We start from the raw sequence: 25,029 nt of genomic DNA, 5'->3' as shown, positions 1-25,029 counted from the left end.
GCCGGCATGCGAACCCGTCGACTGATCGCGCTCGCGTTGACCGCGACATTGTTCACCGCGCCGGCCGGTTGCGGCGGCGGCGAACCGCCGGCCGCCGGTGCCGCCGCGCCCGGCGCGGGCTCGCCGGTCGCGGACCCGACCGGGGAGGCGCCGGCCGAGCCGAGCGCTGAACCGGTGGACGACGCCGCCGGGCCGGACGCCTGCGCGCTGGTGTCCAAGGCCGACGCCGAACGTCTCGCCGGCACGCCCCTCGACGAGCCGGTCGCCGCCGGGCAGTCGTGCACCTACACAGGGCCGACGAGCGGGCCGACCGCCCAGGTCGAGGTGTTCGTGGGTGACGGCGCCAAGAAGTACCTCGACATCGAGCGGCAACTCGAGCACGAGATCCGTGAGCTGGCCGGCACTGCCGACGAGGCTCTGCTCACCGCGGAGGCGTTCTTCCTGCGCAAGGGCGACCTGTGGGTCGCGGTGCGGCTGGTGCGGCTCAACGACCCGCAGGAGAACCGGGCGCCGCTGGAACGGCTCGCCCGTACCGTCGCCGGCCGGATGTGAGGCGGCCGGTGCGCGGCCGTCGGCTGCTCGCGGCCGGCGTGGCGGCGCTGCTGGCGGTGACCGGCTGCGGCGGCCCCACGCCCGGCCCGGCCGACGCGGCCGACGACGGGCAGCCCCGGTACGGGCAGGCGCCGGCGCCCGGGAAGGACGTCACGCTGCAACCGGACGTGGTGCTGGTCGGTGGCGGCAGCCGCACCGTGCGGTCGGTGAGCCCGGACGGGCTGACCTGGCGGCTCGATCCCGGCGCGCGCGACGCCGACCGGCTCGCGCCCGGCCGGGTCATGTTCCTCACCGGACGCGGCGTGGGCCGGGTGCTCGACCTGGCCGAGGACGGCGACGACCTGGTCGTCACGATCGGCCCGGTCACACTCACCGAGGTGATCCGCGACGGCACGTTCGGCGGGGACGACGTCACCCTCGACCAGCCGACCGTCTACGTAGCAGGTGAGCCGTCGTGGACCCGGGACGCCGCGGCGGCCGGCGGCACGCTCGGCCGATCCCGGCCGCTCGCCGTCGCGCCCGCGCAGCCGCCGCCCGCGCCGGGCGGGCAGGCCGCCGCGAGCGCCCACGGCTACCGGGTACGGACGTTCTGCTGCGCCGGTGGCGTCGGCACGCACTTCACGTACGACGACGGCGGCGTCCGGCTCGCCGGCACCGTCACGCTCACAGTCGGCCGCCCGGCCGCGTCGTTCCACCTGGCCATCGGCGCGGGCAAGGTGACCCGGGCCGAGCTGGAGATCGGCGGCGGCTTCGGCATCAAGGTGGACTTCACCGCCGGCGTCGACGGCGGGCAGAACCACCGCAGGACGTTCCCGGTCCCGGTCGACATCGCGTTCCCGATCGGGCTGGTCGCCGGCCTGCCGCTGTCGTTCACGGTGAGCCAGACGCTGGAGGTGGCCACCGCGTTCGGCGCGAAACTGGGCACGTTCCGCGGCTCCGGCGAGTACGCCCTCGCCGGCAAGCTCGGGTTCGGCTACGCGAACGGCCAGGTGGGGTCGCGCGTGACGGAGGGCTTCGCGCGCCGGGTGAGCCTGCTCGACTCGCTCACCGGCGTGCCGGTCGGCGTGATGGGGCTGGTCGTGCGGCACGGCGTGCGGTTCACCATGGGGATCAGCGCGTTCCTGTTCACCGCCGGCATCTGGTTCGAGCTGGTCACCTCGTACGGGGCCACGATCGGGTCCGCGCTCGGCGCCCCGTACGCGGTGTGCCGGGGCGTCGGCCTCGGCGTACGGGCGAGGTTCGGCATCGGCTACCGCATCCTGGAACCCGTCGTCCAAGTGATCAACAAGTTCCTCAGCCTGCTCAGCCCGTCCCGGGCGCCCCGGATCCCGCCGATCGCGGCGACCAGCGGGCCGAGTTGGAGCGCCGACGTCTACCGCAACCAGGAGGTGATCCCGCCCGTCTCGATATGCGGACAGGTTCCGGGCTAGGCCGCGCCGACGCTGGGTTCGGGGGCGCGGCTGTGCCACCATCCCGCCATGGACGCCGCACTGGTCGGCCGCGACGCGGTCGTCGAGCGGGTGTGGCGCGCCCTGGCGGCGGGCACTCCGGTGCTCCTCGACGGTCCCAGCGGCATCGGCAAGACGACGCTGTGGCGAGCAGTGCTCGACCACGCCCGGCGCACCGGCTGGCGGGTGCTGTCCGCCGCGCCCACCGAGGCCGAGAGCGCGTTGCCGTACGCGGCGCTGGCGGACGTGCTGCGCCCGCTGGCCGACGCGCTACCGGGGCTGCCGGCGCCGCAACGCGCGGCGGCCGACATGGTGCTCCTGACCGGCGAGCACGACGGCGCGGCGGTCGACGAACGGGCAGTGGGCGCCGCCACCCGCACCCTGCTCGACGCGGCGGTCACGGACGCGCCCCGGCTCCTGCTCGCCGTCGACGACCCGCAGTGGCTGGACCTGCCGAGCGCCCGGGCGCTGCGGTTCGCGCTGCGCCGGCTGTCCCGGTGGCCCGCCGTCCTGGCCACCCACCGCACCGGCGAGACCCCGGCGACGCCGGTGCCGCTCGGGCTGGACGACGACCCGACCGGCCGGCACCCGCTGCTGCGCGCCGACGTACCGCCGCTGCCCGCGCCCGACCTGCACCGCATCCTTCAGGCCCGCGTCGGCGGCACGCTCAGCCGCCCGCTGGTCGAGCGGCTGGCACGCGACGCCGACGGCAACCCGCTGCTCGCCGTCGAACTGGCCCGGGCGGTGCTGCGGCTGCCCCGCCCACCCGCGCACGACGAGGACCTGCCCGTACCGTCGTCGCTGCGCCGGCTGCTCGCCGAGACGCTGCGGGCGCTGCCCGGCCCGAGCCGGGAGGCGGTCCGGCTGGCCGCGCTGCTGACCGTGCCGGACATGCGGGACCTGACGGCGGCGGGCATGCCGCCCGGCGCGCTGGACGCGGCGGAGGACGCCGGGCTGGTCGTGGTCACGCCGAGCCGGATCAGCTTCGCCCACCCCCGGTACGCCGCGGCGGTCCGGGAGAGCATCCCGCCGGGAGCCCGGCGGCGCCTGCACGCGGTGCTCGCCCGCGCGGTCGCCGACCCCGACGAGCGGGCCCGGCAACTGGCCCGGTGCGCTGTCGCGCCGGACGCGGACGTCGCCGCCGACCTGGCCGCCGCGGCGGCCCGGCAGCGCATACGCGGCGCGCCCGCGCTCGCCGCCGACTGGTACGCCCGGGCGGCCGAGCTGACCCCGCAGGCCGCCACCGCCGACCGCAACCGGCGTCGCCTCGACGCGGTGCAGTGCCGCATCGACAGCGGGGACTACGCGGCGGCCGGCCGGGCCGCCGAGGCCGCGGCCGAGGAGCTGACCGGCGCCGAGCGGGGTGAGGCGCTGCTGTTGCGCGCCCTCGTCGCCTGGTGCGCCGACGACCTGGTCACCGCCGTGCGCGTGGCCGAGCAGGCGCTCGCCGCGGCCGGGCCGGACGGGGACCTGGCCGGGCGGATCCACACGCACCTGACGATGTTCCACGACCAGCCGGAGGCCGCGCGGGCGCACGCGCGGGCGGCGATCGCCCGGCTCTCCGACCGCGACGACCACCGCCCGCTGTTCACCGCCGCGCTGCTGCTGTTCTTCTTCCACGAGGTACGCGCCGGTGGCGAGGCGCCGACCGGCCTGCTCGACCGGGCGCTGGCGTTGGAGGCCGGCGAACCGTCCTACCTGGCCGGCTCGGTGCCGGCGATCTGGTGGAAGGCCGTGGACGACCACGACCGGGCCCGGGCCCGGCTGCACCTGATGCTGGACCGGGCGGTGGCGCGCGGGGACGACCCGCTGCGGCACGAGGCGCTCACCCACCTCGGCGAGACGGAACTGCTCGCCGGGCGGTTCGCCGAGGCCGGTACACACATCGCCGACGCCCGTGACCTGGGTGAGCAGCTCGGCACCGGCCTGGTGGGCGAGAGCTGGCTGGCCGGCATGCTCGACGCGCACCGGGGCCGGCTGGCGCGGGCGGGTGCCACCGCCGCCGGGCTACGTCGCGACGACGACCTCGGCGACGCGTGGAGCCGCCGGCTGCACCATCAGCTCACCGGGCTGGTGGCGCTCGCCTCGGGCGAGTGGGTCACGGCCGCGGCGGCGTACGGCTCGCTCGCGGCCGACCTGGACGGTTCGGGCATCGTCGAGCCGCTGGGGCAGCGGTTCGAGCCGGACTGGATCGAGGCGTGCGTGGGCGCCGGTGACCTGGACACCGCGCACGCGGCGCTGGACCGGCTGGCCCGGCGGCACGCGCGGCTGCCGCGGCCGTGGACGACGCTCGGGCTGGCCCGCAGCCGGGTGCTGCTGGCCGGCGCGACGGGCGCGGACCCGGGCGAGGCGCTGGACGCGCTGACGCAGGCCCGGGCCACGGTGCCGGAGGCGGTGCTGCCGTTGGACCGGGCCCGCTGCCTGCTCGCGGCCGGGCGGGCGTACCGGCGGGTGCGGCGGCGGCGGGAGGCGCGGGCGGCGCTCGACGCGGCGGTGGCCGAGTTCGACGCGCTCGGCGCGTCCGCGTTCGCCGACCGGGCGCGGGCGGAGCTGGGCCGCATCGGCGCCCGCACCCCGGCACCGACGGCGCTCACCGCGACGGAGGAGCGGGTGGCCCGGCTCGCCGCCCGGGGGCAGACGAATCGGCTCATCGCCGACGCGCTCTACATCAGCCCGAAGACGGTCGAGGCGAACCTGGCCCGGGTCTACCGCAAGCTGGGCATCGCCAGCCGCGCCGAGCTGGGCGCGGCGATGGGCCGGCGTCCGGGCGACTGAGTCGCTCAGGACGCGGCCAGGGCGGTCAGGACGCGGCGAGCGTGTCCAGGTGCGCGCCGAGCAGCGCCCGGGCGCGCCCGGGTGGCATCCGCTCGGGGTGCAGCAGCGCGTGCAGCGCGAGCCCGTCGAGCAGGGCGTGCAGCCCGGCGACCGCCTCGGGGTCGGGGCCCGGTTCCCCGGTGAGGAGGCAGACGGCGAACTCGGCGGCGCGGCGGATGCCGTCGTCCGCCTCGGCCATCCGGGATCGCGCGGCCGGGTCGGTCTGGGCGCGCGCGGCGAGCAGCAGCCACACCTCGGCCTCGCGGACGCGCTGCCGGTCCAGCGGCAGCAGGTGTTCCAGCACCCGCTGGGCGACCTCGCGGGGGCTGCCGGTCCGGTCGTCGGCGGCGATCCGCTCGGCCGCCTCGGCCTGTACGTGCTCCATGGCGAACACCAGCAGTTCGGTCTGGGTCGCGAAGTAGTGCCGCAGCGCGCTCGGTGACCAGCCCGCCTCGGCCGCGATGCTGCGCACGGTGGCGGCGCCGACGCCGTCGCGGTAGACGACCCGCCACATCGCCCGCGCCAGCTCGGCACGGCGCGCGTCGTGGTCGACGATCTTGGGCACGGGCCCCTCCGAACCTGGTCGACGAACGCTGCTACGGTTATCGCACATCGTACTAAAAAAGGAGGCCGCATGCTCGTGGCAGTGATCGTCGGATGCGAGGTGGCGTTCTGGGTGGTGCTGCTCGCCGGGCTGATCGCCCGGTACCCGCTGCGCCGGCCCCGCCTCGGCGCGGCGCTGCTGATCGCCGTGCCCGTGGTCGATCTCGTGCTGCTGGCCGCCACGATGATCGACCTGCGCCGGGGCGCGACAGCCACGTTCGCCCACGGCCTCGCCGCCGCGTACCTCGGGTTCTCGGTGGCGTTCGGGCACAGCATGGTGCGCTGGGCCGACGAGCGGTTCGCGCACCGGTTCGCCGGCGGGCCTCCCCCGCGCCGGGCCCCGAAGTACGGGATGGCGCGGGCCCGGCACGAGTGGCTCGAGTGGGGCAAGGGCATGATCGGCTGGGCGGTCGCCTGCGCCGTGCTGCTCGGCGGCATCGCCCTGGTCGGCGACGGCGAGCGCACCGCCGAACTGTGGGCGTGGGCCGGCCGGCTCACCGTGGTGATGGCGGGCTGGCTGGTGTTCTGGCCGGTCGCGTACACCGTCTTCCCGAAGCGGGCGCCGCGCGACGCGTGAGGCTCACCCTCCGCCCCCGGCGACCCGGCCTACCGGCTGATTCGCCGACCGCCCGGCGGCGGAAGGCTCACCGCGCCGATCGACGGCGATCGCGACCAGCAACAGCCCGGCCAGCGCCGCCAGCGCCAGCGCCGGCGGCAGCGCCGTCCCGAGCGCGGCCAGCGGCAACGCCGCACCGGCGACGGCCAGCCGGGCCGCTCCCACCGGCTGACCGGTCAGCCGCCGGAACAGCAGCCGTCCGGCCAGGTAGACGGCCGCGCCACCGAACAGCGCCACCGCGGCCGAGCGGTTCAGCCGGGGCCCGGCCTCCGGGTCGGCGACGTGCTCCAGCACCTGCTCGATGCCGAGCGCCAGGTAGATGACGCCGGCGACGAGCAGCAGATGGGTCTGGCTGTAGGCGTCCGCGGCCATCCGGTCCCGACGCGCCGCCGGTGCGGCGGCGAGCGCCCGGGCCGCCTCCGGGGACGTGCTGCGGAAGTAGAGCCACCAGAGGCAGACGGTCACCACGAAACCGACGAGCGCCACGGCGAGGACCGACGGCTCGGTGACCGCCGAGGCCGCGCCCACTCCCGCGGCCACCACCGACTCCCCCAGCGAGATGATCAGCACCAGGCCGTACCGCTCGGCGAAGTGCGTCGGGCTGCGCAGCGGCCAGGCGCCCCGGCGGGCGTACGACAGCCGCTGCCCGGCCACCTCGACGGCGAAGCCCAGCACCCACAGCGCCGCGTGCGCGGCACCGTCCAGCAGCGCGCCGAGCAGCAGCGGCACCCAGCCGACGGCGCTGACGCACGCGAAGAACCGGATCCGGGCGCGCAGTTCCGGGTCACCCGCCGCGGCCCAGTGGAACAGCGTCAGGTGCACCGCGCGCAGCACCACGTAGGCCAGCACGACGATCAACGGACCGTCCAGCCCCGGGCCCGGCGTCCACGCCTGCGGCATGGCGAGCGCGGCCAGGAACAACGCGGCCATCGCGACCAGGAACCCGCCGCGCACCACCCCGACGTCGGCGGGCGTGTGGTTGCCCAACCAGGTGTACGACAACCACGCCACCCAGAGCAGCACGAGCAGGAGCAGGCCCTTGGCCATCCCCGCCGGGGTCGGGTGCGGCTCGATCAGCGCCATGATCCGGGTGAGCGCGAAGACGAAGACCAGGTCGAAGAAGATCTCGAAGGGCGTGACCCGACGCTCGTCCGGCCCCGGCCGGGGCGCGCGCGGCCGTCGTCGCACCCGTTCGCGTCCCACGCCCGCCGCCCTCCGCCGGTCCACCTCCTGCGCCGACGGTAGGTGGCGCAGGGCGGGCGATCGGGCGATTCCCGGGATCACGCCGGGCTCGGCCTGCGGTCAGTTCAGCCGACCGCGTCGTCCGGCCAGGCGGCGCGGACCAGCGCGGGCAGCACGTCGCCGGCCGGGCCGCGCAGGTTCACCGCGCAGATCGCGTCCAGCGGCGTCGGTACCGGGTTCACCTGCACCACCGGCGCGCCGAGACGGGCCGCCACGAGCGGGATCTCGGCGGCCGGGTGCACGAGCGCGGAGGTGCCCACCGTCAGCAGCAGGTCGCAACCGGAGGCCGCCTCGACCGCCGCGTCGAGCGCGGCCGACGGCAGCGCCTCGCCGAACCACACCACCCCGGGCCGCACCGGCGCGCCGCAGTCGGCGCACGCGGGCGGGTCCAGCGGCCCGTCGTGCGCCTCCGGCGCATGCGATTCCGCCCCGCCGTGCGATTCCGCCCCGTCGTGCGGTTCCGCCCCGTCGTGCGGCTCCGGCGGACCGGCGGACGGCGGCAGGTCCGACGGCAGCGGCGCGGGCCGGGCGCAGGCCGAGCAGCGGGGCGCGAACAGGCTGCCGTGCAGGCGTACCGGGGCGGGCACGCCGCCGCGCTCGTGCAGGTCGTCGACGTTCTGCGTGATCACCACGGTCTCCGGCAGCCGGGCCGCGATCGCCGCCACCGCCCGGTGCCCCGGATTCGGTAGCGCCCGGCGAACCCCGCGCCGACGTGTCTCGTACCAGCCCCAGACCAGCGCCGGGTCGGCGCGGAACGCGGCCGGTGTCGCCAGCTCCTGCGGGTCGTAGCGTTGCCACAGCCCGGTCTGGGCGTCCCGGAACGTCGGCACGCCGCTCTCCGCCGACATGCCGGCCCCGGTGAACACCACCGGCCGGCGCGCGGCGGCCAGCAGCCGGCCCGCCTCGGCCAGCTCCGGCCCGGTCACACGTCCACCGTCAGCCGCACGTCGACCCGGTCACCCAGCTCGATGCCCTCGGCCCGGCGCGCCGCGACCCGCAGCGGCACCACGTACCGGCCGTCCTTGGGCCACAGCGATGTCCGCCAGTCGGTGCCGCCGATGCGGACCGTCACCGGGATCATGCCCCAGCCGTAGGTGACCGACGCCGATGCGGCCTCGATCGCCGCACTCTGCTCGTCGGGCACCGTGACGAAGTGGTACGGCGCCGGGCCGCGCCAGAACCACACCTCGCCGCTGAACGCCAGCTCCATCCGGTCAGGATAGGGGCCGGGACCGACAGAGCCCGAGCAGCCGCAGCCCGGCCGTCGTCACCCAGGCGAACAACGGGAACACGGCGACACGCTCCATGCCGCCCACGCCGATGCCGGCGTCCACCCGGGACAGGAACAGCACGGTGCCGGCCAGGCCGAGCAGACCCAGGACCGCGCTGACGGTCCGCAGCTCACGCAGCAGCGGCGACCGGCCGAGCGCGGCGGCCAGCAGCGCCGCGTTGCCGAGCGCGAAGACCAGCAGCGCGCCGAGCACGTGCAGGTTCTCGTCCACGTCGGCCGGGTAGAGACCGGCCAGCACGTACCCGGGCCCGGCGGCCACTGCCGACGCCACGGTGACGGTCGCGGCGCGGCCCGGGCGCAGCGCCCGGCGCGCGAGCAGCGCGCCGACCGCGAGCAGCAGCCCGGCGCCGACGAACACGGCGTTCATGCCCGCGTGCCACGGTGAGCAGACCGGACGCGGCCGGCTGGTGTCCCACACGCCGCAGGTCACGTTGCCGAGGTCGCTGATGTTGTGCTCGGCCCAGCTGAACCGGGGCTGGTCCCAGGCCAGGCCGACGAGGACGTTGGCGGCCAGGAACGACACGGCGGCGAGCAGCCAGCAGGCGCCCGCGAGGCGGTTTCTCACCCGACGAGTGCACCGTCTCGGGGCGCCCCGGCGCACGGGGCGTGGCGGGCCGGTTCGAGGTAGGGCCAGACCTACCCGGGAAGCGGGGTCCAGCCGGCTGGGAAGCACGGTGTGGCCTGGCTAGCGTCGGGCCATGACCGTTGATCACGGGTTGGCCGGCGCGTTGCGCCGCCGCCGCTACCTGCTGTCCGCGTGGCCGTGGCGGGCCCTGGCGTACGCCGTCACGACCCTGCCCCTGGCCGGCGCGGCGGCGCTCGGCGCGGCGGTGGTCGCCGCGCCGCTGCTGCTGGTGGCCGGCGCGCTGCGGCGGGGCCGCCCGGTCGACGCCACGGCGCTGGCGGTGCTGGCCGTGCTGGCGCTGGCGGTGGTGGCGTTCGCGCCGCTGGCCGGCGCGCCGGTGGCGGCGGTCGAGCGGTGGCGTCTCGGCCTGGTCGACGACCGACCGGTGACCGCGCCGAAATGGCGTGGGATCGTCGCCCGCCTCACCACCGCCACCGGATGGCGGGAGGGCGCGTACCTGGCGGTGCTGGGGGTGGCGGTGCCGCTGGCGTACGGGATGTTCGGTCTGCTCGTGCTGCTGGACGTGGCGCTGGTGGCCGGTCCGTGGCTGGCCGGCGGCGAGGAACGCATCGTGCTGATCTGGGCCACTGTCGACTCCCCCGCCGAGGCGGTGCCGTACGCGGTCGCCGGTCTGCTGGCGGTCCCCGCGCTGGTCTACCTGGCCGGGCTGCTCGTCGCGGCCCAGGCGGCGGTGGCCCGCCTGCTGCTCGACGACGCGCCCGGCGGGACGGCGCTGCGCGAGGTGACCCGGTCCCGGGCCCGCCTGGTGAGCGCCTACGAGGCCGAGCGCCGCCGCGTCGAGCGGGACGTGCACGACGGCGTGCAGCCGCGCCTGACCAGCCTCACCCTCCAGCTCGGGCTGGCCCGCCTCGACGTGCCGGACGGCTCCCCGGCGGCGAGGCCGCTCGCGGCGGCGCACGAGCAGGCCAAGGAGCTGATGGTGACGTTGCGCGGGATCGTCCAGGGCATCCGCCCGCAGCAGCTCACCGAACTCGGCCTGGCCGCCGCCGTCGGTGATCTGGCCGCCCGGTCGGTCGTCCCGGTCACCGTGCACGCCGACCTGACCCGCCCGGTGCCGGACCTGGTGCAGACCACCGCCTGGTACGTGGTCTCGGAGACGCTCGGCAACGTGGCCCGGCACTCCGGGGCGACCCGGGCGCAGGTGCGCCTGATCCGCGACGAACGACTGCTGGTGGTGGAGGTGCGCGACGACGGCCGGGGCGGCGCCGACCCGGCGCGCGGCACCGGTCTGACCGGGCTCGCGGACCGGGTGGCGGCGGTGGACGGGCGGCTGCTGCTGTCCAGCCCGCCCGGTGGGCCTACCCTCGTGCGGGTGGAGCTGCCGTGCCGTCCGTGATCCGGGTCGTCCTGGCCGAGGACGAGGTGCTGCTCCGGGAGGGCCTGGTGGGCCTGCTGACCCGGTTCGGTTTCGCTGTGGACGCCGCCGTCGGCTCCGCCCCGGACCTGCTCGACGCGGTCCGCACCCACCGGCCCGATTTGCTGGTGACCGACATCCGGATGCCGCCGCAGCACCGCGACGACGGCCTGCGGGCGGCGGTCGCGCTGCGCGCCGAACGCCCGGACCTCGCCGTGGTGGTGCTCAGCCAGCACGTGCAGAGCGGGTACGCCGCCGCGCTGCTCGACAGCGGCGACGGCAACCGGGTCGGCTACCTGCTCAAGGACCGGGTGGCGGACGTCGAGGAGTTCGCCGCGACGCTGCGCCGGGTGGCGGCCGGCGGCACCGCCGTCGACCCGGACGTGGTGCGGCACCTGCTGCGCCGCCCGCGCGACCCGCTCGGCGCGCTGTCCCCCCGGGAGCGGGAGGTGCTGGGCCTGGTCGCCGAGGGGCACTCCAACAGCGCGATCGCGGCGCGGCTGCACGTGACCGAGGCGGCGATCGGCAAGCACGTGGGCAACATCCTGGCCAAGCTCGGCCTGCCGCCGGACGAGGACACCAACCGGCGGGTGCTGGCAGTGCTCGCCCACCTGCGCGCGGCGGGCTGACCGGGCGCTACAGGCTCATCGGCGCGGGGTCGGTGGCCAGTGCCCGGAACCGCTCGCGCGGGTCGGGCACCAGCCGCCGTTCGGCGAGGTCGAGCAGGCCGCCGACGCCGGACACCGAGGCGACGGGGGTGCCGTCCGCGCGGGTGAACTCCTGGCCGATCCGGAACGTCTTGCCCTCGCCCCAGTGGAACTCGCAGGTCACGTCGACCTCGTCGCCGCCGCGCAACTCCCGCAGGTAACGCACAGTCACCTCCAGCGCGACCGGCCCGACGCCGCCGGCGATCAGCCGGTCCTGGCCGATGCCGGAGGCGCGCAGGCACTCCCAACGGGCGTGCTCGGCGTACTGGAGGTAGACCGCCTGGTTGAGGTGCCCCTGCGTGTCGAGTTCGTAGCCGCGCACGGTGACGCGCACCCGGAACGGATCTGCCATGCCGGCAGCCTAACCAGCGGCGCGGACAAAACGGCGTGCGGTCCGGGCCACGCGGCTCTAGCCTCCCCGGCGTGACTCTGGAGATCGTGACCCTGGCGCAGCGGCCCGACCTGGCGCCGCTGCTCGACACCGACTTCGACGGCGCCTGGCCGCCGTTCATGCTCTGGGATCCGATGGGCGCGCTCTACTACGGCGTCGCACACGAGACGTACCCCGAGTTCGTCTTCGCCGCCGTCGACCCGGCCGAGCCGGGCCGGGCCGTCGCCCGGGGCTACGCGGCGCCGTTGCGCTGGACGGAGGACGAGCTGCCCGACGGCGGCTGGGACCGGGTGATCCAGCGGGCCACGCTCGGCCGGCTCACCGGGTCCACCCCCAACCTGGTGTCCGCGCTGGAGATCTGCGTGCGCCCGGACCGGCGCGGCGGCGGGGTGTCCGGGCTGATGCTCGCGGCCATGCGCGCGGCGGTGGCCCGCGCCGGGTTCGACACGCTGGTGGCGCCGGTGCGCCCGAACGGCAAGGCCGACGCCCCGGACGTGCCGATGACCGAGTACGCGGCCCGCCGCCGCCCCGACGGCCTGCCGGCCGATCCGTGGCTGCGGGTGCACGTGCGGGCGGGCGGGGTGATCGAGCGGGTCGCGCCCCGGTCGATGACGGTGACCGGGACGCTCGCGGACTGGCGGCGCTGGACCGGGCTGCCGTTCGACACCTCCGGGCCGGTGCGGGTGCCGGGTGCGTTGACGCCGGTGCTCGTCGACGTCCACCACGACCACGCCGCGTACGTGGAGCCCAACGTGTGGGTACGCCACCGGCTCTGACCGGTCGTCAGGCCGGCCAGGCGTGACCGATCCCGTCGAGCAGCAGGACCACGCCCTCGGTGGCCGCCTCCCGGTCCCGGGAGATCTCCCGGTACTCCGGCGAGGTGGACCAGCGCTCGAAGTCCTCCCGGCTGTCGAACGACAGCAGCACCGCCTTGTGGTGCGGCCACTCCCCCTCGACCACGCGCGGGCTGGTGTCGGCGGCGAGCAGCCGACCGCCGTAGCGGGCCAGCACCGGCGGGAAGGCGGCGGCATACCTGTCGTAGCGCGCCCGGTCGTGGATGGTGAGCTGCGCGAGGGCGTAGACGGTCACCGGCTCAGGCTACCGACCGCCCGAGCGCTCCGGCCTCGTCCGTCGGGCCGGATCCGCCGCCTCCGCGAGCCGGGTCGACTGTCCGGTGTGCTCTAGCCATTATGGCTCTGACCTGCGAATACTGGTAGCAGGTCCGGGCGGCGTGGGGGAAAGAGGTGGGGCACGATGATCGAGCAGGAGACCCAGCCGGAGGCCATACCCGAGCCCCGGAACACGCCGGAGGGCGGGCCGTCCCGGCCCGTCACGCCGGTTCCCGGCGCGGTGTGGCAGGTCCGCGTACGGACCAAACTCGACGACCTGTACCAGCAGCTCGCGGTGCTGTCCGCGCGCGACCCCGATCGGGCCGAGGCGCTGCGCGCGCAGCTGTCCCGGGTGGAGGTGGTGCTCGGACGCAGCGGCGTGGTCGAGTGGTTGCGCGGCGGCAACCTGGAGTACGCGTGGCAGACCATCCACTCGGTGGAGCGGGCCATGGTGGGGTTGCGCAGCCCGGACGAGCTGGCCGGGCTGCTGCCGGCGTACCGCAGCGCGGCGGCGCAGGTGCTGCCGGCCGACGACAAGGTGCTCAGCGACCTCGACACCGCGACCGGCGGGGTGCCCGTGGAGTTGCTGCGCGCCCGGGTGCAGGCGCTGCTGCTGCGCTTCCACTCCGCGTCCGACGAGTTCCACGAGTCGGCGCGGCGGCTGCGCAACCGGATGCTGGGGCTGTCGGTGTTCGCGCTGGTGGCGGAGATCCTCGTGGTGCTGGTGCAGTGGCTCAGCCACGACGTCCGGCTGCTGGAGGCGCCGACCGACGCCGGTGGCGTACCGGCCTGGCGGCTGCTGTTCTTCGTGCTGATCGCCGGGGCGCTCGGCGCGTTCCTCAGCGCGCTGCCGTCGATGATCACGTCCCGGTCCGGCGGGCTGCCCTACAAGCTGCCGTTCCAGCAGGGGCTGCTCAAGCTCGCGGTCGGCCCGCTGGTGGCGGTGGTCGGCATCATGCTGGTCATCGGCGGCCTGGTGGAGACCAGTGTGAGCAGCACCGCCGCGCTGCTGGGCCTGGCCATCGTGTTCGGCGCCGGGCAGCAGGCGGTCACCGCCTTCGCCGACCGGCGGGCGGCCGAACTGCTCGGCCCGGCGGCCAAGAGCTGATCAGGCGCGGGTCACCGGCGGCCCTGGGTAGCCTGATCCCATGATCTTCATTACCGCCAAGTTCCGGGTCCGCCCCGAAGACGCCGACAACTGGCCGCGGATCGCCGCCGACTTCACCGCCGCGACCCGGGCCGAGCCCGGCTGCCTGTGGTTCGACTGGTCCCGCAGCCTGGACGACCCGACCGAGTACGTGCTGGTCGAGGCGTTCCGCGACGACGAGGCGGGCGCGGCGCACGTGCAGTCGGAGCACTTCCGCGAAGCCCAGCGCACGCTGCCGCCGCACCTGGCCGAGACGCCCCGGATCGTCAACGTGACGGTGCCGCAGCAGGACTGGTCGCGCCTGGGCGAGATGGCCGTACCCGGCGACGCCTGACCGGACGGCGCAACTGCGCGCGGGCGGCGCGGCGGGCCGCCCGCGCGGCCGGTCAGGGGATGGTCAGGCCGTAGGCGGCGAGGATCTCCAGGATCGGCTGGTAGTAGCTGGTGCCACCGCTCGTGCAGTTGCCACTGCCGCCGGACAGCACGCCGAGGACGACGCCGGTCGCGGCCACGTAGAGCGGTCCGCCGCTGTCCCCCGGCTCGGCGCAGATGTTCGTGCGGATCAGCCCGGTGACGCTGCCCTCGGCGTAGTTGACTGTGGCGTTCAGCCCGGTGACGGTGCCGCACCGTACGCCCGTGGTGGCGCCGCTGCGGCAGACCGCCTGCCCGACGTACGCGCTGCCGGCGGCGGTTACGGTGACCTGCCCCGGGTAGGTGTGGATCGCGCTCGGGTGGGCGGCGGTTCCGGTGTAGCGGACCACGCCGTAGTCGTTGCCGGGGAAGCTGCTGCCGGTCCGGCTGCCCAGCACCGTCGTGCGGGCGCTGTCGGCGTACCAGGTGGCGGCGAGGCGCGTGCAGTGTCCGGCGGTGACGAAGTACCAGGTGGCGCCGCTGCGCACGTTCGCGCCCAGTGAACAGCGCCCGCCGCCGCCGTAGATCGCCTGACCGGCGGCGATGAGCGTACGCAGCCGCCCGGGTTCGTGGCGCAGCACCGCGCCGGCCCGGGCCGCGGTCCGGCGCAGCGCGGCCAGCTCGCTGCCGCGTACCGTGTCGTCGGCGGTGACCGTGAGCCGGCCGGTGGCCGGGTCGTGCTCCCAGGCGGTGCCGGGCGTGCGGATCCCGGCGAGCGCGGCGGGCCCGGCCGGTGGAGTGGCGACGCCGGCCCGGGCGACCGCCGGAGCGCCGGTCAGCAGGACGGCGAGGACGAGTACGACGAGCGCGGGTCGGCGCATCCTCCGGGACCTCCTCCATCGTCTACGGTCGATTGGCACAGCATCAGCCCGCGGGCGCGATCCACTCAACCGGCAGAACCGGCGATTCCCGAAACTTCCGGAGTCGCGGCCGGCGGTGCGCGCGCCCGTCCCCCCGCGCCCGCCCTCGGATTCCCGCCCTCCACCCGCCACCGCGTGCCCCGATGTCGACGCATCGAGGTGATTAAGTTTTCGGAACGCTTCCGGTAGGCTCCGGGCAGAGATTCGCTTCGATCCACTCACGATGTGCCGGGGAGTCGCTCCCCGAGTTGGCGCGGCCACCGGGCGACCGCGCGGAGCCGACATCGTGGCGGGCGGTGGCCGAGGCGAGCCGATCCCATTGACAGGCTAGAGAGGCGTTCAGATGGACAAGGTGCTCGCCCGCGGCAGCGGGAGCGCGGCAGCCCGGTCACGCCCGCGGACCGCTGTGGTCGCGATGGTGGCGGGGGCCGCGATGGTCGCCGCCACGATAGCGGTGGCGACCAGCGCCAGCGCCGGCACGACGCTCGGCGCGTCGGCGGCGGAGCAGGGCCGGTACTTCGGCACGGCGGTGGCGGTGAACAAGTTGTCCGACAGCACGTACGTCGGCATCCTGAACCGCGAGTTCAACATGGTCACCGCCGAGAACGAGATGAAATGGGACGCCACCGAGCCGTCCCGGAACCAGTTCAACTTCACCAACGGCGACCGGCTCGTCGCGCACGCCCAGGCCAACGGCATGCGGGTGCGCGGCCACGCGCTGCTCTGGCACCAGCAGCAGCCCGGGTGGACGGGAAGCCTGTCCGGCAGCGCGTTGCGCGACGCGATGATCAACCACGTCACCCAGGTCGCCACCCACTACCGGGGCAAGATCCACTCCTGGGACGTGGTGAACGAGGCGTTCGACGACGGCAACAGCGGCGCCCGCCGCAACTCGAACCTCCAGCAGACCGGCAACGACTGGATCGAGGCCGCGTTCCGTGCCGCGCGCGCCGCCGACCCGGGCGCCAAGCTCTGCTACAACGACTACAACATCGACAACTGGAGCTGGGCCAAGACCCAGGGCGTCTACAACATGGTGCGGGACTTCAAGTCCCGGGGCGTGCCGATCGACTGCGTCGGCCTCCAGTCGCACTTCAACAGCGGGTCGCCGTACCCGAGCAACTACCGCACCACGCTGCAGAACTTCGCCGCGCTCGGCGTCGACGTGCAGATCACCGAGCTGGACATCGAGGGCTCCGGCAGCAGCCAGGCCACCTCGTACGGCAACGTGACCCGGGACTGCCTGGCGGTGGCGCGCTGCAACGGCATCACCGTGTGGGGCATCCGCGACACCGACTCGTGGCGGGCCAGCGGCACCCCGCTGCTGTTCGACGGCAGCGGCAACAAGAAGCAGGCGTACACCGCCGTGCTGAACGCGCTCAACGAGGGCGGCACCCCGCCGCCCACCACCGCGCCGCCGACCAGCACCCCGCCCACCTCGACGCCGCCGACCAGCACGCCGCCGACCAGTGAGCCGCCGACGACGACTCCGCCGCCGACCGGCGCCTGCACCGCCACGATCACCACCAACCAGTGGCCGGGCGGCTTCGTCACCAACGTACGGATCACCGCGGGTTCCAGCGGGCTCAACGGGTGGACCGTGTCGCTCACCGTGCCCTCGGGCTCGGCGGTCACGAACACCTGGAGCGCCCAGGCCAGCGGCACCACCGGCGCGGTGACGTTCCGCAACGTGGACTACAACCGCCAGGTCGGTGCCGGTGGCACCACCGAGTTCGGATTCCAGGGCACCGGCACGGCGCCCTCCGGCACGCCGGCCTGCGCGGCCGGCTGACAGTCGGCGCGACCCGGCACGGGTGCACCGTGCCGGGTCGCGTCCCCGGCGGTCGCCGGCCGCGACCGTACAGTGGGGCAGGTCCTGTTCCACCGTTTCGTCCGGAAGGACCACAGTGAACCGACGCATCAGGACCGTCCTCGGCGTCGCCCTGGCCGCCACCCTCGTCACCACCGCCGCCCCGGCCCCCGCCGCCTCCGCCCACGACCGCCGTCCCACGGTCATCACGCTGCCGGACGGCTTCCAGCCGGAGGGCGTCGCCGCCGCCGGCCGCTACGCCTGGTTCGGGTCGCGGGCCACCGGTGAGATCTACCGCGCCGACCTGATCACCGGGGCGGGCAAGCAGGTCAGCCCCGCCACCGGCACCCCGTCGCTCGGCCTGAAGGTCGACGCGCGGGGCCGGCTCTTCGTCGCCGGCGGCACCGCCGGGGACGCCCGGGTCGTCGACACCCGCACCGGCGCCGTGCTCGCGAGCTACCGGTTCGCCGAGGCGCCGACGTTCGTCAACGACGTGACGCTCACCCGCGACGCCGCCTGGTTCACCGACTCGAACCGGCCGGTGCTCTACCGCCTGCCGCTCGGACGCGGCGGCAAGCTGCCGCCCGCCGACGGCTTCACCACGCTGCCGCTGACCGGTGACTTCCAGCAGACCGGCACCGGCGTCAACCTCAACGGCATCGCGCCCACCCCGGACGGGCGCGCGCTGATCGTCGTGCAGTCGAACACCGGCACGCTGTTCCGGGTGGACCCGGCCACCGGCGTCACCACCGCCGTCGACGTGCCGGGCGCCACCTTCCTCAACGGTGACGGCCTGCTGCTGCTCGGCCGCAGGCTGTACGTGGTGCAGAATTTCCTCAACCAGGTCGCCGTGGTCGACCTGAACCGCGCCGGCACGGCCGGCGTCGCCCGAGGCGTCATCACCGACCCGGGCTTCGACGTGCCGACCACGGTGGCCGCCGCGCTCGGCCGGCTCTACCTGCCGAACGGCCGGTTCACCACCCCGCCGACTCCGACCACCCCGTACACGGTCGTCGCTGTCGACGCGCGCTGAGCCACGCCGGCCGCCACCCTCTCCGGGTGGCGGCCGGTTCACTCCTCCATCTCCGGCCCGAGCAGGCGGATCTCCTCGATGTCGATGGCCGCCTGGAGCTGCCGCAGCACCACGTCGTCGATCTGCCTGGTGTTGCGCAGCCGGGTGATCTCCTGCCGCTTGTGGTCGAGCACCCGCAACCGCAGCCGGCGGGCCATCTCCCGCTCCCCCTCCGCCTCCTCGCCGCCGGGGTCGCGCGCGGCGGCCAGGTGGTCCTCGTAGTCGGCGCGCAGCCGGTCCACCGTGTCCTGGGTGGCGCCCACGTCGCTGGCGGCCCGGGGCAGCGCCTCCAGGGCTGCCTCGGTGGCCCGGATCCGGGCCCAGCGCACCTCGTCGTCGCGTTCCCGGTCGCCGGTCAGACCGGCCCAGCTCACGACGGCGGGCAGCGTGGTGCCCTGCACCAGCATGATCAGCACGATCACCACCACGGTCACGAAGATGATCAGGTCGCGTTCGCGCACGTTGCTGCCGTCGTGCATGGTGACCGGCACGGCCAGCGCGGCCGCGAGCGAGACGGCGCCGCGGAACCCGGCCCAGCCCACCGCGGTACGCATGCGGAAGTCGAAGTGCCGCGCCCGGCTCGACTCCCGCCGGTCCGCCCGTTGCAGCGCCGACACCGACAGGTGCACCCAGAGCAGCCGGATCATCACCACGACCAGGGCGACGAGCACCGCGATGCCGAGCGACGCGGCCGGCGAGTGGCTGGTGATGCTGCGCAGTGAACGCGGCACCTGCGTGCCGAGCAGCACGAACAGGCCGCCGTTGATCATGAAGGTGGAGAGGTCCCAGAACGCGAACGCGGTGACCCGGGAGCGGGCCCGGATCACCCGGGGCGCGGCGTAGGACAGCAACAGTCCGGATACCACCACCGCGAGCACGCCGCTGGCGTGCACCGCGTCGGCGAGCAGGAACGCGACGAACGGGGTGAGGATGCTCAGCCCGCCCTCGCGCATCGGGTCGTCGACGTGCTTGCGGATCAGCACCACGACCGCGCCGACGAGCAGTCCCGCGGCCACGCCGCCGGCCGACTTGCCGATGAACTCGCCGGTGAGCAGCAGCGGCCCGGGCACCGTCCCGCCCGCGATCACGCCGGCCGCCACGGCGAAGAGCACGAGCGCCGTACCGTCGTTGACCAGGCTCTCCGCGCGCAGCGTGGTGAGGATGCCGCGCGGCATCCGTTTGGCCAGGCCGGCCACGGCGGCGGCGTCGGTGGGGGCCAGGACCGCGCCGAGCACCCAGGCGGCGGACGCCGCCACGCCGAGAGCCTGCGCGGTGAACGCGACAGCGGCCATCGTGATGATCACCAGCACGACGGCGAGGCCGATGATCACCACCAGGTTGGCGCGGATCTCGCGCAGGCTGATGACCAGACTCTCCCGGTAGAGGATGGCCGGGAGGAACAGCACCAGCACGACCTCGGGCTCGAGGATCAGGTTGTCGAACGGCGGCAGCAGGCCGATCAGCGCGCCCATGGCGATCAGCAGCACGGGCGGCGCGACGCTGTAGCGACCGCCGATCGTGGTCCCGACGAGCACTGTCGCGCCGAGCACCGTGATCAGCAGGAGTGCTTCCACGCCGTACCCCCGTCACCGTTCCCCCGGGTCCCTACCGTGCCCCACGACGGCGCCCGGACGGGGCGGAATCGGTGATCGTTACTCGAAGCGGGCCGGGTCTCCGGCGCCGCGACGCAGGATCTCCGGCTCCTCGCCGGACAGGTCGACCACGGTGGTCGGCTCGAGCCCGCAGTCACCGGCGTCGACCACGGCGTCGATCAGGTGGTCGAGCCGTTCCTTGATCTCCCAGCCCTGGGTCATCGGCTCGTCCTCGCCGGGCAGCAGCAGCGTGCTGGACAGCAGCGGCTCACCCAGTTCGGCCAGCAGCGCCTGGGTCACCGTGTGGCTCGGCACGCGCGCCCCGACCACCCGCCGGCGCGGGTCCTGCAACCGCCGGGGCACCTCGGCGGTGGCCGGCAGCAGGAACGTGTAGCTGCCCGGGATGACGGACTTGACCTGGCGGAAGACCGCATTGCTGAGCTTGACGAACTGGCCGAGCTGGGCGAAGTCGGCGCACACGAGCGTGAACGGGTGACGGTCGTCGAGCCGCCGGATCTCGCGGATGCGTTCCACGCCGTCGCGGTTGCCGATCCGGCAGCCGAGCGCGTAGCAGGAGTCCGTCGGGTACGCGATCACCCCGTCGGCGCGCAGCAGGTCCACCACCTGCCGGATCACGCGGGGCTGGGGGTTGTCCGGATGCAGGTCGTAGTACCTCGCCACGACGGCCAGCCTATGCCCGCGACCTGGCGGGCGCAGGTTTGGCCGGGGCGGTTTCCGGAAACAGGTGGGGGCCGTTCACGACAGGGGGACCGAATCATGTCCGAAGCCAGCACAGACCGCGTCACCGACCGCCCCGCGGAGGTGACCGATCCGCTGCTGTGGGACCTGGCCGCCGCGGTGGCAGACGCGCACCAGCCCGACGCCGAACGTGTCTGCGCGAGCCCGAGCTGCGCCGGGGCCGCCTGGCCCTGCGGCGCGTGGAACAACGCGCAGGCGGGGCTGAGCGCCGCCCGGGCGCCCCGGCAGTCCGCCGCGCCCCGGCAGTCCGCCGGCTCGCCGCAGTCCGCCTCGCGGCCCGTCGCCGGACAGCCGGGCGTCAGCCGGCCCGGTGCCGCCGGTGAGCCGGGCACGGCCGCGGCACGGACCGACGCGCGGAGCCTCGCCGCCACCGCCGCCTGACGCAGCGTAGGCACACGCGTCCTCACGCCGCCCCCGGCCGCCTCGGCCCGGGGCGGCGCTCGTGCGCACCGTCGAGCCTGGTCAGCGCGCTTCGTGAGGTGATCGAAGGGTCGGTCGCGTGTGCGGGAGAGCGCTCTCTTCGGTAACAAGACATTGACGGATCCGTAACCCGAACCTTACTGTCCCTTCTCAAGAGAGCGCTCTCACGACTGCCGCACCACCACTCCGTACCCCGCCTTCTCCTCGTGAAGGGGACCTCCATGACCCTCCTGCGGGACTTCTCTCCCGACCCCGTACCCCCGACCGCGCCCGTCCGGTCCCCGGCCCGCCGTCGCGGTCTGCGGGCGACCGCCCTCGTCGCCGCGTCCGTGCTGGCCGCCGGCCTGCTGGGCGCCGTGGTCGGCGGCGGCGGCACCGCCACCGCCGGCGCCGTCGGCGCGGGCAGCTACACCGAGACGCTGCCGCCCGGCGCCCTGCTGCCCAAGGGCTGCGGCGCGATCAGCACCAACCCGCGCATCTTCACCACCGCCGACGCGCCCGCCGGCGCCATCCCCACGAACGACTGGTGGTCGTCGCTGATCTGGAAGCGCAACAACTGCGCCGGCAGCGAGAACCTGCACGCCCACCCGCTGGCGTTCAAGGCCGAGAACAACGGGCTCGGCCTGTCGTACACCACCACGCCCGCCATCAGCGGCACCGCGACCGGCGTCGGCGAGTTCCACTACCCGTACGGCGAGGACGTCCGCGTCGGGATGCCCGGACTGTCGGCGCCGGTGGTCAAGGCCGCCGGCTGGAGCGACTGGACGGTCACCGCCGACTGGAGCGACGGCAGCCGCACCATGCGCGCCACCATCGGCCACGGGCTGCCGTTCAGCTACTACACGGTCAGCGGCGGCACCGCGCAGCTCACCGCCACCGCGACACCCACCGTGTGGCGCAACTCCGGCGCCACCATCGGCTTCACGGTCAACGGCCACGACTACGTCGCGTACGCCCCCACCGGCGCGACCTGGACCGTCAACGGCGCCGGCATCAGCTCGACGCTGGCCGGCAAGGGGTACTTCTCGGTGGCGGTGCTGCCCGGCGGCGGTGACCGGGCCGCCTTGGCCGACACCTACGGCCGGTACGCCCACGCCCACGTCACCGGCACCCGGATGAGCTACACGTACGACCCGTCGGCGGGAACCGTGCGCACCACGTACGCGTTCACCACCACGCCCCGCGAGGGCAGCGAGACGAAGACCGTGGTGGCGCTCTACCCGCACCAGTGGCGCAGCCTCACCGGCGCCACCCCGATCACCCCGACGTACGTCTCGGCGCGCGGCGCCATGCGGGTGCTCACCGGCGTGCCGTCGTTCACCACCACGATGCGCTTCACCGGCGTGCTGCCCGAGGTGCCCGCCGTCGGCGACTCCAGCGGCGCCGACCTGGCCACCGTCACCGGCTACCTGAACGCCGAGCAGGGCAACCCGGAAGGCGTCAGCGGCACCGACACGTACTGGGCCGGCAAGGGACTCGGCCGGGCCGCCCGGATCGCCGAGATCGCCGACCAGCTCGGGCAGACCTCGGTCCGCGACGCGGCGGTGACCGCGATGAAGAACCGGCTGACCAACTGGCTCACCGCGAGCTCGGGCGAGACCGGCCAGCTCTTCTACTACGACCGCAACTGGGGCACGCTCATCGGCTACCCCGCCTCGTACGGCTCCGACGAGGACCTCAACGACCACCACTTCCACTACGGCTACTTCATCGCCGCCGCCGCCACGGTCGCCAAGTTCGACCCCGGATGGGCCGACGACAGCCGCTACGGCGGCATGATCGACCTGCTCATCCGCGACGCCAACAACTACGACCGCGCCGACAGCCGCTTCCCCTACCTGCGGGACTTCGACATCTACGCCGGGCACGACTGGGCCTCCGGGCTGGCGCCGTTCTTCGCCGGCAACAACCAGGAGTCCTCGTCGGAGGGGATGAACTTCGCCAACGCGCTGATCCAGTGGGGTCAGGCCACCGGCGACACCGCCGTGCGCGACGCCGGGGTCTACCTGTGGACCACCCAGTCCGCGGCCATCTCCGAGTACTGGTTCGACGTGTACGACCAGAACTTCCCGGCCGCGTTCGGGCACAAGACCGTCGGCATGGTGTGGGGCGACGGCGGGTCGTACTCCACCTGGTTCTCCGCGGCGCCGGAGATGATCCAGGGCATCAACATGCTGCCGATCACCGGCGGTCACCTCTACCTGGGCGACTTCCCCGAGTACGTCAAGGCCAACTACGCCGAGCTGGTCACCAACAAGGGCGGCCCGCCGACGGTGTGGCAGGACATCATCTGGGAGTTCCTGGCCCTCGGCGACGGCGAGCAGGCGCTGCGCAACTTCCGCGCGAACAGCGGGTTCACCAGCGAGGAGGGCGAGAGCAAGGCGCACACGTTCCACTGGATCCGCAACCTGGCCGCGCTCGGCACCGTGGACACCACGGTCACCGCGAACCACCCGCTGGCGAAGGTGTTCGTCAAGAACGGCGTCCGCACCTACGTGGCGTCGAACATCACCGCCCGGCCGCTCACCGTCACGTTCTCCAACGGCGTCACGCTCGCCGTGCCGGCCGGCAAGACCGCCACGTCCGGGGCGTACACGTGGAGCGGCGGCAACGCCACCGGCGGCGGGACCGTGCCGACCGGCACGCCGACGACCTCGACGCCCAGCCCCACCCCCACCACCGCGAGTCCCACGCCGACCTCCGCCAGCCCCAGCCCGACGGGTACGGGCAGCGCGCTGAAGCCGGTCCGGTACCTGCGCTCGGGCGGCGGGCTGGACGGCAACGCCGGCACCGCCGGCACGGTGAACGTGGCGGCGGCGAACGGCAACCACGACGGCACGCCGACCAACCCGCAGGTGTTCACGGCCACCGGGCTGACCGGCACGTACACCGGCGGGGCGACCGCCTTCGACCTGGCCGTCGACGCCGGCACGGCGATCGGCAACGGCGTCCAGATCCGGGTCTCCTACGACCTGACCGGCAACGGCAGCGTCGAGCGGGTGGAGACCTACCGGTACTTCGCCACCGATCCGATCCCGGGCGCGGAGCGCTACCGGCAGACCCAGGGCCTGCTCTCGGCCACCGGCACGCTGGGCAATCTGTCCGGCGGCACGGTACGCGTCGAGGTGTGGAACGCCATCGGCGGCGCGCCCACGATCCTCGGCGTCGGCAACGGCTCGACTGTCACGCTGCCGTACGGTTCCTGACCCGAAGCTCCTGAACGCGCGACTCCGGCGCCCCGGCCCTCGTGGCCGGGGCGCCGGCTCGATGCGTCCCCGGCCACGACCGCCGTCGCCGGCGGCCCGACGGGATCAGGCGGTCACGTGCGCGCTGTCGCCCGCTGTCGCGGCGAACGACGTGCCGCTGACCATGCGCGCCGCGTCGGAGGCGAGGAACACCACCAGCGGCGCGACGTCCTCCGGCTCCACCCACGGCACGCCCAGCGGCGTCTTCGCCCGCAGCGCCCCGACCGCTTCCCGCTCCACCTCGGCCAGGTCACCCGACGGTGACTTCCCCGCCTCCACCAGCGCCTGCACGTAACGGTCCCGGTGCCGGGTCAGCGCGGTGTCGACCAGCCCCGGGATCACCGCGTTCACCGTCACGCCGTGCGGCCCGAGTTCCAGCGCGGCGGACTTCATCAGCCCAATGAGCCCCCACTTGGACGCCGAGTACGCGGACCCGTTCGTGGTGCCGTGCTGTCCCTGGGTGGACGACGTGATGACGATCCGCCCGCCGCCGCGCCGTACCAGCAGTGGCGCGAACACCCGCAGCACGTTCGCGGCGCCGGTGAGGTTCACGTCGATCTGGTCGTGCCAGTGCTGGTCGGTCATCTCCAGCAGCGGCGCGAACGCTTGGATGCCGGCGTTGGCGAACAGCACGTCCACGCCGCCGTGCTCCCGCTCGACCGCCTCGGCGAACGCGCGTACCGCCCCGATGTCGCGCTGGTCGGCCACGTGCGCGGACCAGCGGGCGCCGGCCGCCGTCACCCGGCGCCCGGTCTCGGCCAGGTCCTCCGGGGTGGCGGGCGGGAGGTCCAGGATCGGGCTGACCGGCCCGGCGACATCCATCCCGGCCACGTCCGCGCCCGACTCGGCCAGCGCCACCGCCGCGGCCCGGCCGATCCCCCGCGCCGCGCCGGTGACCACAGCGACCCGCCTCGACAACACGCCCGCAGCCACCGCGTCA

24 protein-coding genes are annotated in these 25,029 nt (G+C 74.7%); 13 read left to right on the top strand and 11 right to left on the bottom strand.

The genetic code is table 11. The annotated features are described in order from the left end of the window. Positions 1 to 6 precede the first annotated feature (6 nt). From KBX43_RS02370 to KBX43_RS02360, 3 genes are read left to right on the top strand one after another with little or no spacing between them, the layout of a single operon-like run. Positions 7 to 552, top strand: coding sequence for a hypothetical protein (locus tag KBX43_RS02370; RefSeq protein WP_187693581.1), 546 nt, complete (start codon positions 7 to 9; stop codon positions 550 to 552). Positions 553 to 560: 8 nt separating this feature from the next. Next, entirely contained in the window at positions 561 to 1,982 is a 1,422-nt protein-coding gene (locus KBX43_RS02365; RefSeq protein WP_187693580.1) for a hypothetical protein, read from the top strand. 48 nt (positions 1,983 to 2,030) lie between these two features. Beyond that, positions 2,031 to 4,775 carry an AAA family ATPase gene (locus KBX43_RS02360; protein ID WP_210882719.1) on the top strand — a complete coding sequence of 915 codons (2,745 nt, stop codon included), beginning with the start codon at positions 2,031 to 2,033 and terminating at the stop codon, positions 4,773 to 4,775. Positions 4,776 to 4,800: 25 nt separating this feature from the next. Here KBX43_RS02360 and KBX43_RS02355 read toward each other — a convergent pair whose 3' ends face one another. After that, complete coding sequence (locus tag KBX43_RS02355) at positions 4,801 to 5,379, bottom strand: TetR/AcrR family transcriptional regulator (protein WP_210882718.1); 579 nt, start codon at positions 5,377 to 5,379, stop codon at positions 4,801 to 4,803. 69 nt (positions 5,380 to 5,448) lie between these two features. On the opposite strand from KBX43_RS02355, the gene KBX43_RS02350 reads away from it, so the two are divergent. Further along, entirely contained in the window at positions 5,449 to 5,994 is a 546-nt protein-coding gene (locus KBX43_RS02350; protein ID WP_210882716.1) for a hypothetical protein, read from the top strand. A gap of 3 nt (positions 5,995 to 5,997) precedes the next feature. Here the strand turns inward: KBX43_RS02350 and KBX43_RS02345 are convergent, their stop codons facing one another. The 4 genes from KBX43_RS02345 to KBX43_RS02330 all read right to left on the bottom strand — a co-directional run bounded on the left by KBX43_RS02345 (position 5,998) and on the right by KBX43_RS02330 (position 9,131). Further along, a complete protein-coding gene (locus tag KBX43_RS02345) occupies positions 5,998 to 7,236 on the bottom strand; it encodes a low temperature requirement protein A (RefSeq protein WP_210882714.1) in 1,239 nt (412 codons plus the stop codon). A 104-nt stretch (positions 7,237 to 7,340) separates the two neighbouring features. Continuing rightward, positions 7,341 to 8,201, bottom strand: a complete 861-nt coding sequence (locus KBX43_RS02340; protein WP_210882712.1) for a Sir2 family NAD-dependent protein deacetylase — start codon at positions 8,199 to 8,201, stop codon at positions 7,341 to 7,343. Further along, positions 8,198 to 8,485 carry a DUF1905 domain-containing protein gene (locus KBX43_RS02335; protein ID WP_069088624.1) on the bottom strand — a complete coding sequence of 96 codons (288 nt, stop codon included), beginning with the start codon at positions 8,483 to 8,485 and terminating at the stop codon, positions 8,198 to 8,200. The genes KBX43_RS02340 and KBX43_RS02335 overlap by 4 nt, the downstream gene beginning before the upstream one ends. Before the next feature lie 4 nt (positions 8,486 to 8,489). Then, positions 8,490 to 9,131 carry a DUF998 domain-containing protein gene (locus KBX43_RS02330; protein ID WP_210882710.1) on the bottom strand — a complete coding sequence of 214 codons (642 nt, stop codon included), beginning with the start codon at positions 9,129 to 9,131 and terminating at the stop codon, positions 8,490 to 8,492. A 133-nt stretch (positions 9,132 to 9,264) separates the two neighbouring features. On the opposite strand from KBX43_RS02330, the gene KBX43_RS02325 reads away from it, so the two are divergent. Together KBX43_RS02325 and KBX43_RS02320 are read left to right on the top strand one after the other, a co-directional pair. Further along, a complete protein-coding gene (locus tag KBX43_RS02325) occupies positions 9,265 to 10,548 on the top strand; it encodes a histidine kinase (protein WP_210882708.1) in 1,284 nt (427 codons plus the stop codon). Then, complete coding sequence (locus tag KBX43_RS02320; protein ID WP_043323831.1) at positions 10,536 to 11,195, top strand: response regulator transcription factor; 660 nt, start codon at positions 10,536 to 10,538, stop codon at positions 11,193 to 11,195. The genes KBX43_RS02325 and KBX43_RS02320 overlap by 13 nt, the downstream gene beginning before the upstream one ends. A 7-nt stretch (positions 11,196 to 11,202) precedes the next feature. On the opposite strand, the gene KBX43_RS02315 is transcribed toward KBX43_RS02320, so the two are convergent. Continuing rightward, entirely contained in the window at positions 11,203 to 11,625 is a 423-nt protein-coding gene (locus KBX43_RS02315) for a thioesterase family protein (protein ID WP_043323829.1), read from the bottom strand. Between the two features lie 71 nt (positions 11,626 to 11,696). On the opposite strand from KBX43_RS02315, the gene KBX43_RS02310 reads away from it, so the two are divergent. Further along, complete coding sequence (locus KBX43_RS02310) at positions 11,697 to 12,440, top strand: hypothetical protein (protein WP_043323827.1); 744 nt, start codon at positions 11,697 to 11,699, stop codon at positions 12,438 to 12,440. 7 nt (positions 12,441 to 12,447) lie between these two features. On the opposite strand, the gene KBX43_RS02305 is transcribed toward KBX43_RS02310, so the two are convergent. Beyond that, the gene (locus KBX43_RS02305) at positions 12,448 to 12,753 is read right to left on the bottom strand and encodes a DUF1330 domain-containing protein (protein WP_043323825.1); all 306 of its coding nucleotides are present in this window, start codon (positions 12,751 to 12,753) and stop codon (positions 12,448 to 12,450) included. A gap of 165 nt (positions 12,754 to 12,918) precedes the next feature. Here KBX43_RS02305 and KBX43_RS02300 point away from each other — a divergent pair, with 165 nt between their 5' ends. Together KBX43_RS02300 and KBX43_RS02295 are read left to right on the top strand one after the other, a co-directional pair. Next, a complete protein-coding gene (locus tag KBX43_RS02300; RefSeq protein ID WP_113972771.1) occupies positions 12,919 to 13,881 on the top strand; it encodes a hypothetical protein in 963 nt (320 codons plus the stop codon). A gap of 40 nt (positions 13,882 to 13,921) precedes the next feature. Beyond that, on the top strand, positions 13,922 to 14,254 hold the full coding sequence (locus KBX43_RS02295; protein WP_043323822.1) for a putative quinol monooxygenase: 333 nt from the start codon (positions 13,922 to 13,924) through the stop codon (positions 14,252 to 14,254). A gap of 52 nt (positions 14,255 to 14,306) precedes the next feature. On the opposite strand, the gene KBX43_RS02290 is transcribed toward KBX43_RS02295, so the two are convergent. Continuing rightward, on the bottom strand, positions 14,307 to 15,152 hold the full coding sequence (locus KBX43_RS02290) for a S1 family peptidase (RefSeq protein ID WP_113972772.1): 846 nt from the start codon (positions 15,150 to 15,152) through the stop codon (positions 14,307 to 14,309). Positions 15,153 to 15,534: 382 nt separating this feature from the next. Between KBX43_RS02290 and KBX43_RS02285 the strand changes: the two genes are divergently transcribed. Continuing rightward, positions 15,535 to 16,983: an endo-1,4-beta-xylanase gene (locus tag KBX43_RS02285; protein WP_043323818.1), complete on the top strand. Its 1,449-nt coding sequence runs from the start codon at positions 15,535 to 15,537 to the stop codon at positions 16,981 to 16,983. Between the two features lie 115 nt (positions 16,984 to 17,098). Continuing rightward, positions 17,099 to 18,034: a superoxide dismutase gene (locus KBX43_RS02280; RefSeq protein WP_113972773.1), complete on the top strand. Its 936-nt coding sequence runs from the start codon at positions 17,099 to 17,101 to the stop codon at positions 18,032 to 18,034. 38 nt (positions 18,035 to 18,072) lie between these two features. Here the strand turns inward: KBX43_RS02280 and KBX43_RS02275 are convergent, their stop codons facing one another. Both KBX43_RS02275 and KBX43_RS02270 read right to left on the bottom strand, forming a co-directional pair. Then, the gene (locus tag KBX43_RS02275) at positions 18,073 to 19,647 is read right to left on the bottom strand and encodes a Na+/H+ antiporter (protein ID WP_181373756.1); all 1,575 of its coding nucleotides are present in this window, start codon (positions 19,645 to 19,647) and stop codon (positions 18,073 to 18,075) included. A 78-nt stretch (positions 19,648 to 19,725) separates the two neighbouring features. After that, positions 19,726 to 20,346, bottom strand: coding sequence for an L-threonylcarbamoyladenylate synthase (locus tag KBX43_RS02270; protein ID WP_064445853.1), 621 nt, complete (start codon positions 20,344 to 20,346; stop codon positions 19,726 to 19,728). Between the two features lie 96 nt (positions 20,347 to 20,442). Here KBX43_RS02270 and KBX43_RS02265 point away from each other — a divergent pair, with 96 nt between their 5' ends. After that, positions 20,443 to 20,805 (top strand): hypothetical protein, encoded by a 363-nt coding sequence (locus KBX43_RS02265; RefSeq protein WP_064445852.1) that lies wholly within the window; start codon positions 20,443 to 20,445, stop codon positions 20,803 to 20,805. Positions 20,806 to 21,065: 260 nt separating this feature from the next. Beyond that, positions 21,066 to 24,050 carry a glycosyl hydrolase gene (locus KBX43_RS02260; RefSeq protein WP_113972774.1) on the top strand — a complete coding sequence of 995 codons (2,985 nt, stop codon included), beginning with the start codon at positions 21,066 to 21,068 and terminating at the stop codon, positions 24,048 to 24,050. Between the two features lie 105 nt (positions 24,051 to 24,155). Here the strand turns inward: KBX43_RS02260 and KBX43_RS02255 are convergent, their stop codons facing one another. Continuing rightward, positions 24,156 to 25,022 carry an SDR family NAD(P)-dependent oxidoreductase gene (locus KBX43_RS02255; protein ID WP_113972775.1) on the bottom strand — a complete coding sequence of 289 codons (867 nt, stop codon included), beginning with the start codon at positions 25,020 to 25,022 and terminating at the stop codon, positions 24,156 to 24,158. Positions 25,023 to 25,029: the final 7 nt, after the last annotated feature.

It is taken from the genome of Micromonospora sp. C41 (assembly GCF_018070485.1).
Classification (GTDB): domain Bacteria; phylum Actinomycetota; class Actinomycetes; order Mycobacteriales; family Micromonosporaceae; genus Micromonospora; species Micromonospora chalcea.
This window is presented reverse-complemented; position numbering and strand designations above follow the sequence as displayed.

Bases quoted from the DNA above. Each gene is read 5' to 3' on its own strand.
- KBX43_RS02325 (WP_210882708.1), top strand. From the start codon at position 9,265: ATGACCGTTGATCACGGGTTGGCCGGCGCGTTGCGCCGCCGCCGCTAC.
- KBX43_RS02370 (WP_187693581.1), top strand. From the start codon at position 7: ATGCGAACCCGTCGACTGATCGCGCTCGCGTTGACCGCGACATTGTTC.
- KBX43_RS02300 (WP_113972771.1), top strand. From the start codon at position 12,919: ATGATCGAGCAGGAGACCCAGCCGGAGGCCATACCCGAGCCCCGGAAC.
- KBX43_RS02360 (WP_210882719.1), top strand. From the start codon at position 2,031: ATGGACGCCGCACTGGTCGGCCGCGACGCGGTCGTCGAGCGGGTGTGG.
- KBX43_RS02350 (WP_210882716.1), top strand. From the start codon at position 5,449: ATGCTCGTGGCAGTGATCGTCGGATGCGAGGTGGCGTTCTGGGTGGTG.
- KBX43_RS02315 (WP_043323829.1), bottom strand. From the start codon at position 11,625: ATGGCAGATCCGTTCCGGGTGCGCGTCACCGTGCGCGGCTACGAACTC.
- KBX43_RS02260 (WP_113972774.1), top strand. From the start codon at position 21,066: ATGACCCTCCTGCGGGACTTCTCTCCCGACCCCGTACCCCCGACCGCG.
- KBX43_RS02265 (WP_064445852.1), top strand. From the start codon at position 20,443: ATGTCCGAAGCCAGCACAGACCGCGTCACCGACCGCCCCGCGGAGGTG.
- KBX43_RS02285 (WP_043323818.1), top strand. From the start codon at position 15,535: ATGGACAAGGTGCTCGCCCGCGGCAGCGGGAGCGCGGCAGCCCGGTCA.
- KBX43_RS02295 (WP_043323822.1), top strand. From the start codon at position 13,922: ATGATCTTCATTACCGCCAAGTTCCGGGTCCGCCCCGAAGACGCCGAC.
- KBX43_RS02335 (WP_069088624.1), bottom strand. From the start codon at position 8,485: ATGGAGCTGGCGTTCAGCGGCGAGGTGTGGTTCTGGCGCGGCCCGGCG.
- KBX43_RS02290 (WP_113972772.1), bottom strand. From the start codon at position 15,152: ATGCGCCGACCCGCGCTCGTCGTACTCGTCCTCGCCGTCCTGCTGACC.